The 13375-nt window shown below is 53.4% G+C and carries 11 protein-coding genes; 3 read left to right on the top strand and 8 right to left on the bottom strand.

Annotated features, from left to right (window positions below; translation table 11 throughout):
* Positions 1 to 320: 320 nt before the first annotated feature.
* The 5 genes from F1381_RS26275 to F1381_RS26255 form a co-directional block, all read right to left on the bottom strand.
* Entirely contained in the window at positions 321 to 1343 is a 1023-nt protein-coding gene (locus tag F1381_RS26275; protein ID WP_151737789.1) for a glycoside hydrolase family 130 protein, read from the bottom strand.
* Positions 1344 to 1449: 106 nt separating this feature from the next.
* Positions 1450 to 2283, bottom strand: coding sequence for a carbohydrate ABC transporter permease (locus F1381_RS26270; protein ID WP_151737788.1), 834 nt, complete (start codon positions 2281 to 2283; stop codon positions 1450 to 1452).
* Positions 2284 to 2286: 3 nt separating this feature from the next.
* On the bottom strand, positions 2287 to 3168 hold the full coding sequence (locus F1381_RS26265) for a carbohydrate ABC transporter permease (RefSeq protein ID WP_151737787.1): 882 nt from the start codon (positions 3166 to 3168) through the stop codon (positions 2287 to 2289).
* Between the two features lie 164 nt (positions 3169 to 3332).
* A complete protein-coding gene (locus F1381_RS26260; RefSeq protein WP_151737786.1) occupies positions 3333 to 4703 on the bottom strand; it encodes an ABC transporter substrate-binding protein in 1371 nt (456 codons plus the stop codon).
* Positions 4704 to 5048: 345 nt separating this feature from the next.
* Positions 5049 to 5822 (bottom strand): response regulator transcription factor, encoded by a 774-nt coding sequence (locus tag F1381_RS26255; protein ID WP_151737785.1) that lies wholly within the window; start codon positions 5820 to 5822, stop codon positions 5049 to 5051.
* A gap of 268 nt (positions 5823 to 6090) precedes the next feature.
* Here F1381_RS26255 and F1381_RS26250 point away from each other — a divergent pair, with 268 nt between their 5' ends.
* The 3 genes from F1381_RS26250 to F1381_RS26240 are packed head-to-tail and all read left to right on the top strand — an operon-like array spanning position 6091 to position 9453.
* A complete protein-coding gene (locus F1381_RS26250) occupies positions 6091 to 7053 on the top strand; it encodes a glycoside hydrolase family 113 (protein WP_151737784.1) in 963 nt (320 codons plus the stop codon).
* A gap of 22 nt (positions 7054 to 7075) precedes the next feature.
* The gene (locus F1381_RS26245) at positions 7076 to 8287 is read left to right on the top strand and encodes an AGE family epimerase/isomerase (protein WP_425495300.1); all 1212 of its coding nucleotides are present in this window, start codon (positions 7076 to 7078) and stop codon (positions 8285 to 8287) included.
* Positions 8284 to 9453, top strand: a complete 1170-nt coding sequence (locus F1381_RS26240) for a glycoside hydrolase family 130 protein (RefSeq protein WP_151737782.1) — start codon at positions 8284 to 8286, stop codon at positions 9451 to 9453. The genes F1381_RS26245 and F1381_RS26240 overlap by 4 nt, the downstream gene beginning before the upstream one ends.
* Positions 9454 to 9870: 417 nt before the next feature.
* On the opposite strand, the gene F1381_RS26235 is transcribed toward F1381_RS26240, so the two are convergent.
* From F1381_RS26235 to F1381_RS26225, 3 genes are all read right to left on the bottom strand, one after another.
* The gene (locus tag F1381_RS26235; RefSeq protein ID WP_151737781.1) at positions 9871 to 10725 is read right to left on the bottom strand and encodes a phosphotransferase; all 855 of its coding nucleotides are present in this window, start codon (positions 10723 to 10725) and stop codon (positions 9871 to 9873) included.
* Positions 10726 to 10946: 221 nt separating this feature from the next.
* The gene (locus F1381_RS26230) at positions 10947 to 12011 is read right to left on the bottom strand and encodes a LacI family DNA-binding transcriptional regulator (RefSeq protein ID WP_151737780.1); all 1065 of its coding nucleotides are present in this window, start codon (positions 12009 to 12011) and stop codon (positions 10947 to 10949) included.
* Positions 12012 to 12053: 42 nt separating this feature from the next.
* Complete coding sequence (locus F1381_RS26225; protein ID WP_151737779.1) at positions 12054 to 13361, bottom strand: ABC transporter substrate-binding protein; 1308 nt, start codon at positions 13359 to 13361, stop codon at positions 12054 to 12056.
* Between the last annotated feature and the right edge of the window lie 14 nt (positions 13362 to 13375).

Here is a 13375-nt window from a genome sequence, read left to right as displayed (position 1 = left end):
AACTGCTTTTGAACCTTCAATTGCACTTTGTACACTAGATATCTGCAGAATCCATCTATAGAGCGGTTCCCTGCCCAATCTATTGCATAAAGTACATTAGATAATCAATTTACCGCAAATTAAGCCGTGTCTGTTGTACAGAATGCAGCAGAACCCACCAAGCTACCGGCCTGCTCCATGTCCCATCCAACAGACAAAGGGATGTATGCCCGCTTGTCCATGCACGCATTCAAGCAGGAGCCCCAAGGCTCCTGCTCCAGGAAATCACATGCATAAACTGATTCCAAGTCCGGCCCCTCTAATCCGCTGCGTTCAGCAATTTAGATCCGCCCCAGTCCGGCGTCGTCGCCGACTTCCTCATGGGTATCGATTACGAACTGGACAATCTCCTGGACCGTGGTATATGCCATGCCGACATAGGTGTCGGCAGCTCCGTAGTAGATCGCAATGCGGCCGGTTTCGGCATCATGGATGGTCGCGCACGGGAACACTACGTTGCTTACAAAGCCGCGCTCCTCATACCACTCCTCCGGCGTCAGCACAAAGTATTTGGAACGGTATTTCACCTTGGACGGTTCGTCGCGGTCCAGAATGACCGCGCCCATACTGTAGACCAGTCCGTTGCAGGTGCCGGTCACGCCATGATAGAACATCAGCCAGCCTTCGGTGGTTTCAATCGGCGCCGGACCGCCGCCGATCTTGACGCTCTGCCACCAGCCGCTGCCGCCTTTGGTCATCACATGGCGGTGCTTGCCCCAGTAGACGAAATCCGGGCTTTCGCTCAGGAACACGTCGCCGAACGGGGTATGGCCGCTGTCGCTCGGACGGGACAGCATCACGAAATTGCCGTTCAGCTTCTTCGGGAACAGCACGCCGTTGCGGTTGAACGGCAGGAACGGATTTTCCAGGCTGCGGAAGGTTTTGAAATCCTGGGTGGAGCCTACACCGATCGCTGCGCCGTAGAAATCGGTGCACCAGATGATATAGTAGGTGTCTTCCACCTTTACCAGACGGGGATCATACGCATAACGCGGCTGATAGGGATTGCCTTCCTCGTCCTGGAACACAATCGGCTCGTCGTCGATCTTCCAGTCCAGGCCATCGCTGCTATAGCCCATCCGCAAATGCGGGCGTGTAGTGTTATCCTCGACGCGGAAAACACCGACAAAGCTGCCTTCGTAAGCGGCTACCGCACTGTTGAAGATACGGGCAACCCCTTTGGCCGGGTTGCGTTTAATGACGGGATTGTCGCTGTGTCTCCACAGCGGATTCTCATGTCCGGCCGGCTTCTCCTGCCAGGGCATGTTCGGCACGTTCGGGCCGATAATTTTGACTTCGCTCATAAATAGGCTCCTTCCATATTTCCGTCAGCGTTTCAAGCTGCTGCGGTCAACCGGGTAGTCTTTAAGCTGTCCCGGAGTTCGCTTACTTCACGGCTTATTTCACCGCTTATTTCACGGAACCCTGGGCAAAACCGTTGTAAATGTATTTTTGCAGCGCGACAAAGGCAATCAGCGTCGGAATAATAGCAATCATGATGGCCGCGCATATAACCTCCCACTGTGAACCGTACGGGCCTTTGAACTTGAACAGCGCCGTCGAGACGACCTGCAGCGAGCTCTTGGGCATATACAGGAACGGCGTGTAGAAATCATTGTAAATATTGACGCCTTTAACGATGATCACCGTAACAATGGCGGGACTGAGCAGCGGCAGGATAATGCGCGAGTAAATCGTCCAGTAGGAAGCGCCGTCCAGCATGGCCGATTCATCCAGCGACTCGGAGATCGAATCCAGGAACTGCATAAAGATATACACGGCAATAATATCCGTGCCCAGATACATGACAATCGGCGCCCAGCGTGTATTAAATAGGTCCAGGGAGTTGATGATCTGGAAGGTCGCCACCTGTGTGGTTACACCGGGAATCAGCGTGGCCAGCAGGAAGGCGCCCATCAGCAGCTTGCTGCCTCTGAATTTGAACCGGGCAAGAATGTAGGCCATCATCGAACCGGTCAGTGTCGCGCCGGCGATGGAAATAATCACGATGATAATCGTGTTTTTGAAGCCGAGCAGCATTTTTCCATCGACAAAAGCCTTGGTATAGTTCGAGAAATTGAGCCAATTCTCCGGCAGCGTCAGCGGACCGGTCGAGGCATACTCGGCATTGGTCTTAAGCGAAGCAAAGAAAACAACGACAATCGGAATCAGCGCCGCCAGCGCTCCCAGCACCAAAGTGAAGTATTTGAAGAAGGAGGCCGCGGAATATTTGGCTGTATGCATGGCTTATTTCTCCTCCTTAATCAGAACACGCTGCAGAATGGTCACCAGAATAACGATCACAAGAAGCACGACAGCCATTGCGGAAGCCAGGCCAAGCTTGCTGTATTTGAAGGCCACATCGACGGTCTGGATGACAAAGGTACCGCTGCCGTTGGACCCGCCGGTCATGACGTACGGAATTTCGAAGACACCGATCGCTCCGCTGATCGCCAGAATCAGATTGAGCTGCAGGATACGCTTGATGCTCGGAATAATAATGTGCAGGAATTGATGCCAGCGGTTCGCGCCGTCAATCTCCGAAGCCTCGTAAATATCGCTGCCGATCGAAGAGATCGCCCCGAGGAAGATGATAAAGTTCATCCCCATGTATCTCCAGACGGAGGCGGAGGCCAGCGAAACATTAATGAGATTCGGGTTAAGCAGCCATTTCTGCTGCCAGGCGCCGAGCCCCAGCAGGTCCAGAATCGTATTCAGCGTGCCGTCCGGCTTAAAGAAGAACAGGAAAATAAAACCGATGGCCACCCCGTTAAGGAGTGTCGGGAAGAACAAAATGCCTTTAAACCAGTTCTTCATCCGGACATTGAAGCTGAGAATCGTGGCGAAATAGAGGGCCAGGCCCATTTGAATAAAGGTGGCAAAGAAATAGTACAAGCTGACTTTGAATACCGCGAAATACTCAGGCTTTGTAAAAATAGTCTTGTAGTTCTCGAAGCCGACGTACTCCATGTCTTTGCTGAGACCGTTCCAGCTTGTGAAGCTGTACTGGAACATCTTGAACACCGGCAGGTACGAGAAGGTCAGCAGCAGCGCTACCGGTATTAATGAGAACAGGATAATGATCAGAATCCGCTGATTTTTGTAGCTTAAGTTGGACAATTTGGGCACTCTCCACACCTCCTAAGAAACGCAATACTTTCCACTTCCATTACTGCTTCCTCACCTGCAAAAGTGAAGGGGGATACTGCCGCAGGCGGCAGTTCCCCTATTCTGTAATCTGTCCTCACCCTTGCGGTTAAAGCCCTGACTATAGCTGTGCCTTGGTCCGCCGGTTATTGTCCGGACGTAATCTTGGCCCGCGCCTCTTTCCACTTATCGTTCAGGTCCTTCATGATATCGTCGTAGGATTCCTTGCGGTTGCCGATCGCCGCTTCAATAATCACTTTCTTGAAGTCCGGCTGCCAGAGGCCGATTTCGGCTTCCTTATCAATGGCATCCACCCAGCCTTCTTCTCCGGATTTAGCCGGCGCCAGGGTGTCAAATGTGACGTTAGTGCCTTCAAATTGCTTCAGAATCTCAGGCAGCTCCGCACCCTTGACCGGGCTCATGCCGCCGCCTTCCACCGTTGGATAGCTGGATTCGTTGATGAACCAGTCCAGCCAGGCTCTTGCCGCTTCCTTGTTCTTGCTGTGCACGCTCACCCCGAGGTTATAGTCTCCGGCCAGCGGTACGAATACTTTATCTGAGTTCGTCGGGAACGGCATGAAGCCTACGTCATCCGGATTGGTAGCCAGCGCTTTGATCTGGCCGATGGCCCAGGAGCCCAGCACCATGGTGCCGATCTTGCCGTTGGCCAGGTCCGCCTTGGAGGATTCCCAGTCGGTCGTGGTTGGATCTTCTTCGATCAGGCCGTTCTTGGCGGCGTCATACATCACTTTGTACAGGTCATAATGCGGTTTGCCCTGCACGAAGTTGTCGTCCGAGGCTACCTGCTCGATATTGACATAGTCGCGGTTGCCAGCAACGGTAGCCAGCACGGCTTCCCATTGGGTCAGCGTCCAGCCTGCTGCATAGTTGGTGTAGAGCGGAACAGCGTCAGTCTTGTCCTTAATGCTCTGCAGAGCAGCCATGAACTCATCGATTGTGGTCGGAACTTCAGTAACGCCGGCATCCTTAAAGACCTGCTTGTTATAAATTACGCCGGAATAGTTGACGGTAATTGGAATCCCGTAAGCCACTCCGTCCACGGCGCGCTCTTCCAGGCTCGTATAGGTCTTCTCCATCTCGGACAGCTGGCCCAGCGGCTCGAAAAAGTCCGGCAGATCCTTGACGGCAATGCTGGTCGGCAGGAGCAGCACATCGCCGTAATCTTCGGTGCTCATACGGATCTTGATCTGGTCTTCGTAGCTGGAAAGAGCTTCGAAATTCACTTTGACGTCCGGATATTTCTCGTTGAACTGCTTAGCATAATCCTGGAATACCGTATCCACGATATCTGTCCGTTGTGTAATTACAGTGATTTCGCCCTTGATCTCTTTGGCAGGCTCGCCCGCAGGAGCTGCGGTAGCTTCAGCATTTGTTCCTGCACCCGCATTGTTTGTTGCCGCTTCATTGTTTCCGTTGTTGTTGGAGGAACAGCCGGTGAACAATGTGGCCAGCAGCGCCGTTGCCATTAAACCTGTCATTGCTTTACTTTTTTTCATCGTTTTGTTGACCCCTCTCTTCAATTCATTTACTAACAATTTAATAACAGTTATTTTCTATCTCCGCAAAGTGATAACAAATTATAGAGATACAATCCGTCATACTCTGAGAAAATAGTAGTGATATCGCTTACAAAAGCTATTATAGACCGTTTTCAGGGTGAAAACGATGGTTTCTATTGCTTTTTCTGGTCTTCTATTTGTTATTTTTGTTTTATAAATTTAAATATTTGTTATATAGTAAGACGCAAAAATAGAGAGAAGGCATGCCCTCTCTCTCCTAAAAAAATAGTTTCCTATTAATATTGCTGAACAATCCGCAACCGGCTTCCGGCCTTGGCAGTTCTAGGAACTGCCCTTCTGCGTCCTGCAGCCGCACTTATAGTCCTTCGGTGTAACACCGCACACCTTCTTAAACAGTTTATTGAAATATACCGGGTCGCTGTAACCGACCTTCTCGGCAATTTCATAATTTTTGAGATCCGGCCGGGTAGTCAGCAGCTCCTTCGCTTTAGCAATACGGATGCCGATCAGATAGTCTGTAATGGTCTGGCCGGTCTTATATTTGAACAAACGGCTGATATAGCTCGCATTCATGCCCACGGTTTCAGCCAGACGCTCCAGCTCAAAGTTATGCATGTATTCTCTTTCAAGGATGGCCTTGGTCTGCTCGACAACATAATGCTCGCCGCCTTCAGCATGAGGTTGACTCTCCGGCTCAGGGATACCGGTCTGCCGGTTCTTGCCCTCTTCCACCCGCTTCAGCAAATCATACAGCTGCGCCTTCTCAATGGGCTTCAATAAATAATCGAGCACGCCAAAGCGCATGGCGCGCCGGGCATAATCGAATTCGCTGAAGCCGCTCAGCACGGCAATCGGCAGCTGCTCCATATGGTCCCTGGCGGCTTCGATCAGCATGAAGCCGTCCATGCGGGGCATTTTGATATCCGTAATCAGAAGGTCAATATCCCCCGGCGTTAATGCCTGCAGCTGGTTCCAGGCCTCCAGCCCATTGCCGTAGGAACCGACTACATGGACCTGCAGGTCCATTCTTGTTGTAATTTTCTCCAGTCCGCGGCGGATGACCTCTTCGTCATCCGCAATCATGACCTTGATCACTTCATCGTCGCCTCCCGTTCGCTTGTCCGCTATGATTGCGCTATCATTTCAATTATATTCCTCCGTTGCCCAATAGCAAATGTGCTGTATTGCTCTTTTCTGGTCTTCTGTTTACACTAGCGAGGTTTACCCTTGAAATCACAGGCGAAAAGGGTTATAAATGAATTGTATTATTGTTATTAATAAATAACAAAATCATAATAACAATATAACAAATTATGATTAGTTTCCTTCTATCATCTACATTATATTAAAGCGAGGTTTCCACATGACACTGCTCAATGACTATGTCGGAGGCGTCACCTGGGGATTCCCCGGCATCCGCGGCACCTGGGCCACCCCCGAAGCCGGGCGTTCCATGGAACTCATGCAGGCGACAACAGGAGCGAACTGGACTGCGATTGCTTTCTGCGGCTGGCAGGCGCATCCGCAAGCGACTGAAATTGTTTATCTGGAGCAGCCGACGGTGACCGATGAAGAGGTGCGCTGGGCGATCGGCAAAGCCCAATCGCTTGGACTGAAGGTATGTCTGAAGCCCATCGTCAATTGTACGGACGGCACCTGGAGAGCGCATATCAACTTCTTCGACAAGGATGTTCCCTGCGAGCCGAAATGGAGCGACTGGTTCCGGTCCTATACCGCCTTTATCCTGCATTATGCCCGGATCGCCGAAGAGACCGGCTGCCAGATGTTCTGCGTCGGCTGCGAAATGGTGCAGACGGACAGGCGGGCGGAGGAGTGGCGGGCGCTGATCGCCGAAGTCCGCAAGGTATATTCCGGCATCATCACGTATAACTGCGACAAATACCAGGAGGACAATGTGACCTGGTGGGATGCCGTCGATGTGATTTCCTCCAGCGGCTATTATCCCGCAGAGGATTGGGAGAACCAGCTCACACGGATTGAGGCGGCCGTTGAGGCGGCGAACAAGCCGTTCTTCTTCATGGAAGCCGGCTGCCCCAGCCGCACCGGAAGCGCTGCTCTCCCGAACGACTGGTCCCTGCCGGGCGAACCCGACGAAGAAGAGCAGGCTAAGTTCTACCGGGCGATGTTCGGCAGCAGCGGGCGCCGCGAATGGGTCAGGGGCTTTATGCTCTGGGATTGGCCGGCTGCCTTATACACGCTGGAAGAAGCGGCAGGCAATGATGATTACTGCATGTACGGCAAGTCCTCCGCCCCGTTTATCAGAGCATATTACGAAGCCAGGACCGGGGCACCAACAACAAGCTGAGGAGTGAACTTATACTATGAATATGACATCGGAACAATGGCTGCTGGAACTGGAAGATGAATTGAAGGAGAACATACTGGGCTTCTGGCTCAAGCATACGCTGGATGAGGAGCGCGGCGGGTTCCTGGGCAAGATCGACAATAATATGCAGATCAACCCGCAAGCCGAGAAGAGCCTGGTGCTGAATGCGCGGATTCTGTGGAGCTTTGCGAGCGCTTACCGCATGTACGGCGGCGGGGACTATCTGATGATGGCGGACCGCGCCTATGCCTTTTTAAAGGAAGCTTTCAAGGATAAGGAATACGGCGGGTACTACTGGATGGTCGACGCCTCCGGCGCCCCTTCCCAGCTCAAGAAGCAGGTCTATGGCCAGGCCTTTGTCATCTACGCCTTGGCCGAATACCATCATGCCACCGGCAACAAGGAAGCCCTGGAAGAAGCCGTCTCCTTATTCCGCCTGCTGGAGCAGCACGGCTATGATCCGGAATATACCGGCTACATCGAGGCGCTGGCCCGGGATTGGCAGCCTACCGAGGAGCTGTCGCTCAGCGCCAAGGACATGAATGAGAAGAAATCCATGAACACGCATCTGCATGTGCTGGAAGCCTATACCGGGCTCTACCGCGTCTGGAAAGAAGAAGAGCTGCGCGTCAAGCTGGCCGAGCTGATCGGGACGATGATCGATCATATTGTGGATGACAAGGGACAGCATTTCCACCTCTTCCTGGACGAAGCCTGGAACGTGAAGTCCGAAACGGTCTCCTACGGTCATGATATCGAGGGCAGCTGGCTGCTGTTCGAGGCCGCGGAAGTACTGGGCGATGAAGCGGTCCTGGCGCGTGTGCGCGGGGTAGCCGTCTCGATGGCCGAAGCCGTACTGGACGAAGGCATCGCTGCGGACGGCGGAATCTGGAACGAAGCCGAGCCCCATGGCCTGGTCAATGAGAACAAGGACTGGTGGCCGCAGGCTGAAGCTGTAGTCGGGTTCTACAATGCCTATCAGCTAACCGGAGAAGAGAAATACCTAGAGGCTTCGCAGAATGCCTGGAGCTTCATCCGCAATCATCTGGCCGACCCGGAGCATGGCGAATGGTTCTGGGGTGTGGACAAGGATCTGAAGCCGCTTAAGCATGAGCCGAAGATCAGCGCCTGGAAATGCCCTTACCACAACAGCCGGTCCTGCTTTGAACTGATTACCCGCCTGACACCATCTGCAAAGGAGACTCATGTATGAGTATTTTTGAAGAACGCAAAGCTCAGCTGACCGAGCGCTACGAAACCCTGATTGCCCGCAAGAATGAGAAGCAGCCTTACGGCAACGGCACCTATGACCGCTATAAATATCCGCTGCTTACTGCCGAGCATGCCCCGCTTGTCTGGCGGTACGATTTCAACCCTGAGACCAACCCCTTCTTCGCCGAGCGCATCGGTGTGAACGGCGTATTCAACCCGGGTGCCATTGAGCTGGACGGCAAGTTCTATCTTGTCGCCCGCGTCGAAGGCAATGACCGCAAATCCTTCTTTGCCGTCGCCGAGAGCGACAGCGGCGTGGACGGCTTCCGGTTCTGGGATCGTCCTGTAGTGATGCCGGAGACAGACGATCCGGACATCAATGTCTACGACATGCGCCTCACCAAGCATGAGGACGGCTGGATCTACGGGCTCTTCTGCACCGAGCGCAAGGACCCGGACGCCCCGCATGGCGATCTTTCCAGTGCCGTGGCCCAGTGCGGTATCGCCCGCACCAAGGACCTGAAGACCTGGGAGCGCCTGGCTGATCTGCAGACCGGCTCCGCCCAGCAGCGCAACGTGGTGCTGCATCCGGAATTTGTGGATGGCAAATACGCCTTCTACACCCGTCCGCAGGACGGCTTCATTGACGCCGGCTCCGGCGGCGGCATCGGCTGGGGCCTCTCCGATTCGATGGAGAATGCGGTGGTCGCCAGCGAGACCATTATGGACCAGCGGTACTACCACACTATCAAAGAAGTGAAGAACGGGCAGGGGCCGGCGCCGATCAAGACGCCGCAGGGCTGGCTGCATATCGCCCACGGTGTACGCAATACCGCTGCGGGCCTGCGTTACGTCCTGTATGCGTTCCTCTCCGATCTGGCGGAACCGAACAAGGTTACTCACGCACCGGGCGGCCATTTCATCGCTCCGGACGGCGAGGAACGCGTCGGCGACGTCTCGAATGTCGTCTTCTGCAACGGCGCTATCGCCCGGGATAACGGCGAAATCTATATTTATTACGCATCCTCTGACACACGAATCCATGTAGCCACCACCACCGTCGACCAGATGCTGGACTACGTGATGAATACACCGGAAGACCTGCTCCGTTCTTATGCCAGCGTGCAGCAGCGGATTGAACTGATTGAGCGGAACCTTGCGCTGTAAGAATTGCTTGCTTGAAGCTCTTGAACACGTCCACAGCCTGTTAAGGCGGAAGTGCCTTGGACATTCCTCGCCATAAACCGCAAAGGTGACCTTTCAAAAGGCTCTCGAGCAGAGAGCCGCAATGGGAGGTCACCTTTTCTATAGAGATTTATGTTTAGCGTACGTTACCGGCGAGCTGCAAGGCCACATAGGCAGAACTTCAGCAAACTATCGGACCGTAAAGACGTTATTTCGCCGGACATCCCAGAACGGACTGAGATGCGCTTATTGCTGCTGTATCAGCAGATGTATACTTACCAATCCATAATAACGTCCCTGGAGTCCGTTACACACACCAACCTTGGGACAATGAAGAATAAGCGCATCCGGGTCCGTTAGCAGCGGGATGTAAGTACCCGGCGAAGAGGCCCCATTTTATTAAAGCAGTAGCCTCCAGTACCTCCACGCTTCTAAGTAATCTTCCAAATCATGTGGATGAACTCTCACGCAGATACCGATGCGGCAGTAAAGCTGAAAGACGACTTCCTTGATGAGCCTGGATGGTTCCAGCGGTGCATGATCGAGCCATTTGTAGGCAGCCATTAATGTTTCCAGGTCCAAATTATCCGGGGACGAGCAAAAAGCATAAGTAAAATCATAAATAACCGGACCCGCCATCGGTGATGGATCAATTACACCCGCCAATCCGTTATCGTTAAACACAAAATTATGGACACCCGTATCTCCGTGCAGCAAATACTTGTCATCCACCTTGGAAACCTCTTCAATCAAAGCTTCTACTTTATGATAATCTTCAGTGGGCAGAACACTTCCGGCATAATCCCTGGCGGCTTCCAAGCTCCGTTCGTTGAATTCACGCCAGGAAGGATGCAGATACTCCAATCTCCCCCAGCCTTCTGTTTGAGGAGTGCTACTGTAATGATTAAGCAAATGCTTAACGATAAGTGCCATCCACTCTCTTTTCGGTCCCCGATTATAGTGGGTCGTTCCCGCTAAATACGAATACACCAAGAAGGCCTTTGCAGGGTCAGTATATATTAACTTAGCCAGTAACGGACTCCTGGAATAGGCTTGAAGTAATTGAGATGCGAGTGAAATACTAAGCTCGTCATCAGTCTTGAGTACATACTGCGGTACGCCATCTACAGTAAGAATATGAACATAACCTTCCGTCGAACCACTCATTGTATTATGAATCTTCGTGTTGTAATCAATGATTCCGTTCTCCCGAAGTGAGTTCACGATATCAGGAATTCCCCTTGCACAAGTCATTGCGTCCTGCTCCAATCTGATTGTGATCGGATAATTATATAATGCGGCTGTTTTTAAAGGCCAGGTGCAGGTTGAATAAAACTAAACTCACCCAACCCGCAGCAAAAAAAGAACCGCTCCCTTACTAGCGGCCCTTTGAGCTATGTTGTCTTACTTATACTAATTTAACGCTATATCCTTAAAGAAACCCGCGAAGAGTATAAGCCGCATTGGAAGACGCGTCAGCCCCGCGGCACAGCCACCGAATCACGGTGCACAATGTCTGCCGCAATCAGAATCTTCTCCAGCGGCTCGGACGGATGCTGGATCCGGCCCAGCAGCTTCTCCACCGCTGCCCGGCCCATCGCTTCCTTCGGCACATGAATCGTCGTCAGCGGCGGAACGCCTCTGACGGCCAGCTCGATATTGTCGAATCCCGTGACCGAGACATCCTCCGGGACCTTCACCCCTTCTTCCGTCAGCACCTCACTGACTTCCAGAGCGATGTTGTCATTGGCACAGACCATCGCGGTCGGCAGCGTCTTTGCTTTCCGGCGTTTCACTACCCAGCTTCTGAAGGCATCGCGGAAGGTGCCATCCTCCATGCCATCCTGCATCAGCAGCTCGTCATTGCCGGGCTGAGTCTTCAGCTCACTCTCTTCCAGCGCACTGCGGAAGCCGAGCCAGCGGTCCCGGAAGCTGCGGGCATAGCGGATGTTTCCGACAAAATGCAGCTGATTGTGTCCGTTGCCCATTAGATGATTGGTCAGCCGGAACATAGAGTCGGTATTGTTGGCAAAGACCGTATCGCTTGGAATCAGCGGATCCTCGTAGTCAATCAGCACCATCGGCAGGCCAATCCGGTGGACCTCCAGCAGCAGAGAGGTGGAGATCACCCCGACTCCGATCAGGCCCAGGAGGCCGCTTGGATTGAGAATATTGACGAAGTTATCAGCCCGGTGCTCCGAGACGATTACCATGCCAAGCCCTTCCTGGTCAAGCGCCAGGGCAATGCCGTCGACGATCTTCCCCCAGTAGAGCGAATCCTGGGTCTGCGAGCGGATATTCGGCATAAGCACCAATACGGATTGCTTGTTGCGGTAATCGGCGCCCGGCGGGACGGTGCGTTTGATGTTCTGCACATAAGCGTTCTTCTGGGTGAAATAGCCAAGCTGCGAGGCAGCCTGGATGACCCGCTCCCGGGTCGTCTCATTGACCCCGCCCTTGCCGGACAACGCTTTGGAGACGACGAATTTGGAGACACCGAGATGGTCGGCGATTTTTTGCATAGTCACTTTCTTAGCCATAAACATGCCTCCTTGAGATTCATTATGTAATGCTGCATATCATTAAGGTACCGGTGCCGGAGACGCCTCCTGCCCTGACCGAGCCTCCTTCCACCGGCTGTTCAGCTCAGCGAAGGACTGCCCCAGATCCGGTGCCGCAATCAGCTCCTGCATATAATCCCCCGACCAGAACGACAGCTTGGCCCGGTTGGCCATGTCGATAAAAGCGTCGCTTTGCACCGTAGCCTCTACCAGCCGTGGCTGATAGGAGAGGAACTCCCGGTACTGCGGCAGCGCCGGCTCCTGGGACCCGTTCGCCGGAAGGAATCCCCACTCCTGCGTGTAATCCGTTTCCTTGACAAAGAACTCGATCCAGGCCTTGGCCAGCTCCTTGTTGCCGCTGAACTTGCTAACGCCGATGAACCAGTCCGAATTCAGGGGAGCATAATGGGAGCTGCCGTTGTCGTAAGGGAACGGAAAGAATCCGATATCCTCCGGCCTTGCCCCCGCCTCGATTACCTGGCGGATGGTCCAGTTCCCGAGCAGATACATTCCGGCTTCGCCCGTAGCCAGCTTCGTCTTGGAAATTTCCCAGTTGTTCGAGAACAGCTGATCCTCCGCATAGCCCTTATTGATGAGCGTCCGGGCAATGTTCAGCGCCTGCCCCCACTCATTTCCGGGCTGCCAGGGCTCGTCCACATTCACCATGTTGTTGGAGTATTCAGGATCACCAGTCATATAACTGACCAGGCTAAGCCCAAATTCACGCAGCGGCCAGACCGCCCCGTAATTCATATACAGCGGGATAATTCCCGCTTTCTTAAGCTTAGCACAGGCTGCATAGAAGGCATCCAGCGTCTGCGGCACTTCTGTAATGCCTGCTTGGGCAAAGGCCCGTTTATTGTAAACAATCCCGCTGGTCGCCGTCCCCGTGGACAATCCGTACCGTTTACCTTCATACGTGGAAAAAGTGGCGAAGCGCTCCTCCCTGGACATCTCTTCATCCAGCGGTTCAAAGAACAACCCCAGCTCCTTCGCCGGCAAATTGACCGGCAGCAGCAGCACATCGCCGGCATCCCTGGTCGATAAGCGCACCAGAATATCCGATGCATAATTGGGCAGGCCCTCAAATTCCACATGCGCTTCGGGGTACTTCTGATTGAACTGCTCCGCGTAGGCCTCCAGCGTGCCGTTCTCCACCAGATCGACCCGGTTGGTCAGCATAACGATTGTACCGGAAAGCTCTGATTGCTTACCCGGCATTGTTGCTGCGGGCTCCTGCCCGCCGCCGGCCGAGCCTTTGCAGCCTGCTGCCAGCAAGAGCAGTATCAGCGCCAAAGACGGACATACGTACTTGCTCGCGCCTTTCATGCGGATGCTCCTTT

This window comes from Paenibacillus tengchongensis (assembly GCF_008973665.1).
Taxonomy (GTDB): domain Bacteria; phylum Bacillota; class Bacilli; order Paenibacillales; family Paenibacillaceae; genus Paenibacillus_AQ; species Paenibacillus_AQ tengchongensis.
Note: the sequence above shows the minus strand (reverse complement) of the source record. Positions and strands in the feature narration are given on the sequence as shown.

What these genes read in the sequence shown, in the direction of transcription:
- F1381_RS26225 (WP_151737779.1), bottom strand. Translation starts at nt 13,361, where the DNA reads ATGAAAGGCGCGAGCAAGTACGTATGTCCGTCTTTGGCGCTGATACTG.
- F1381_RS26260 (WP_151737786.1), bottom strand. Translation starts at nt 4,703, where the DNA reads ATGAAAAAAAGTAAAGCAATGACAGGTTTAATGGCAACGGCGCTGCTG.
- F1381_RS26270 (WP_151737788.1), bottom strand. Translation starts at nt 2,283, where the DNA reads ATGCATACAGCCAAATATTCCGCGGCCTCCTTCTTCAAATACTTCACT.
- F1381_RS26240 (WP_151737782.1), top strand. Translation starts at nt 8,284, where the DNA reads ATGAGTATTTTTGAAGAACGCAAAGCTCAGCTGACCGAGCGCTACGAA.
- F1381_RS26275 (WP_151737789.1), bottom strand. Translation starts at nt 1,343, where the DNA reads ATGAGCGAAGTCAAAATTATCGGCCCGAACGTGCCGAACATGCCCTGG.
- F1381_RS26230 (WP_151737780.1), bottom strand. Translation starts at nt 12,011, where the DNA reads ATGGCTAAGAAAGTGACTATGCAAAAAATCGCCGACCATCTCGGTGTC.
- F1381_RS26245 (WP_425495300.1), top strand. Translation starts at nt 7,076, where the DNA reads ATGACATCGGAACAATGGCTGCTGGAACTGGAAGATGAATTGAAGGAG.
- F1381_RS26250 (WP_151737784.1), top strand. Translation starts at nt 6,091, where the DNA reads ATGACACTGCTCAATGACTATGTCGGAGGCGTCACCTGGGGATTCCCC.
- F1381_RS26235 (WP_151737781.1), bottom strand. Translation starts at nt 10,725, where the DNA reads ATGACTTGTGCAAGGGGAATTCCTGATATCGTGAACTCACTTCGGGAG.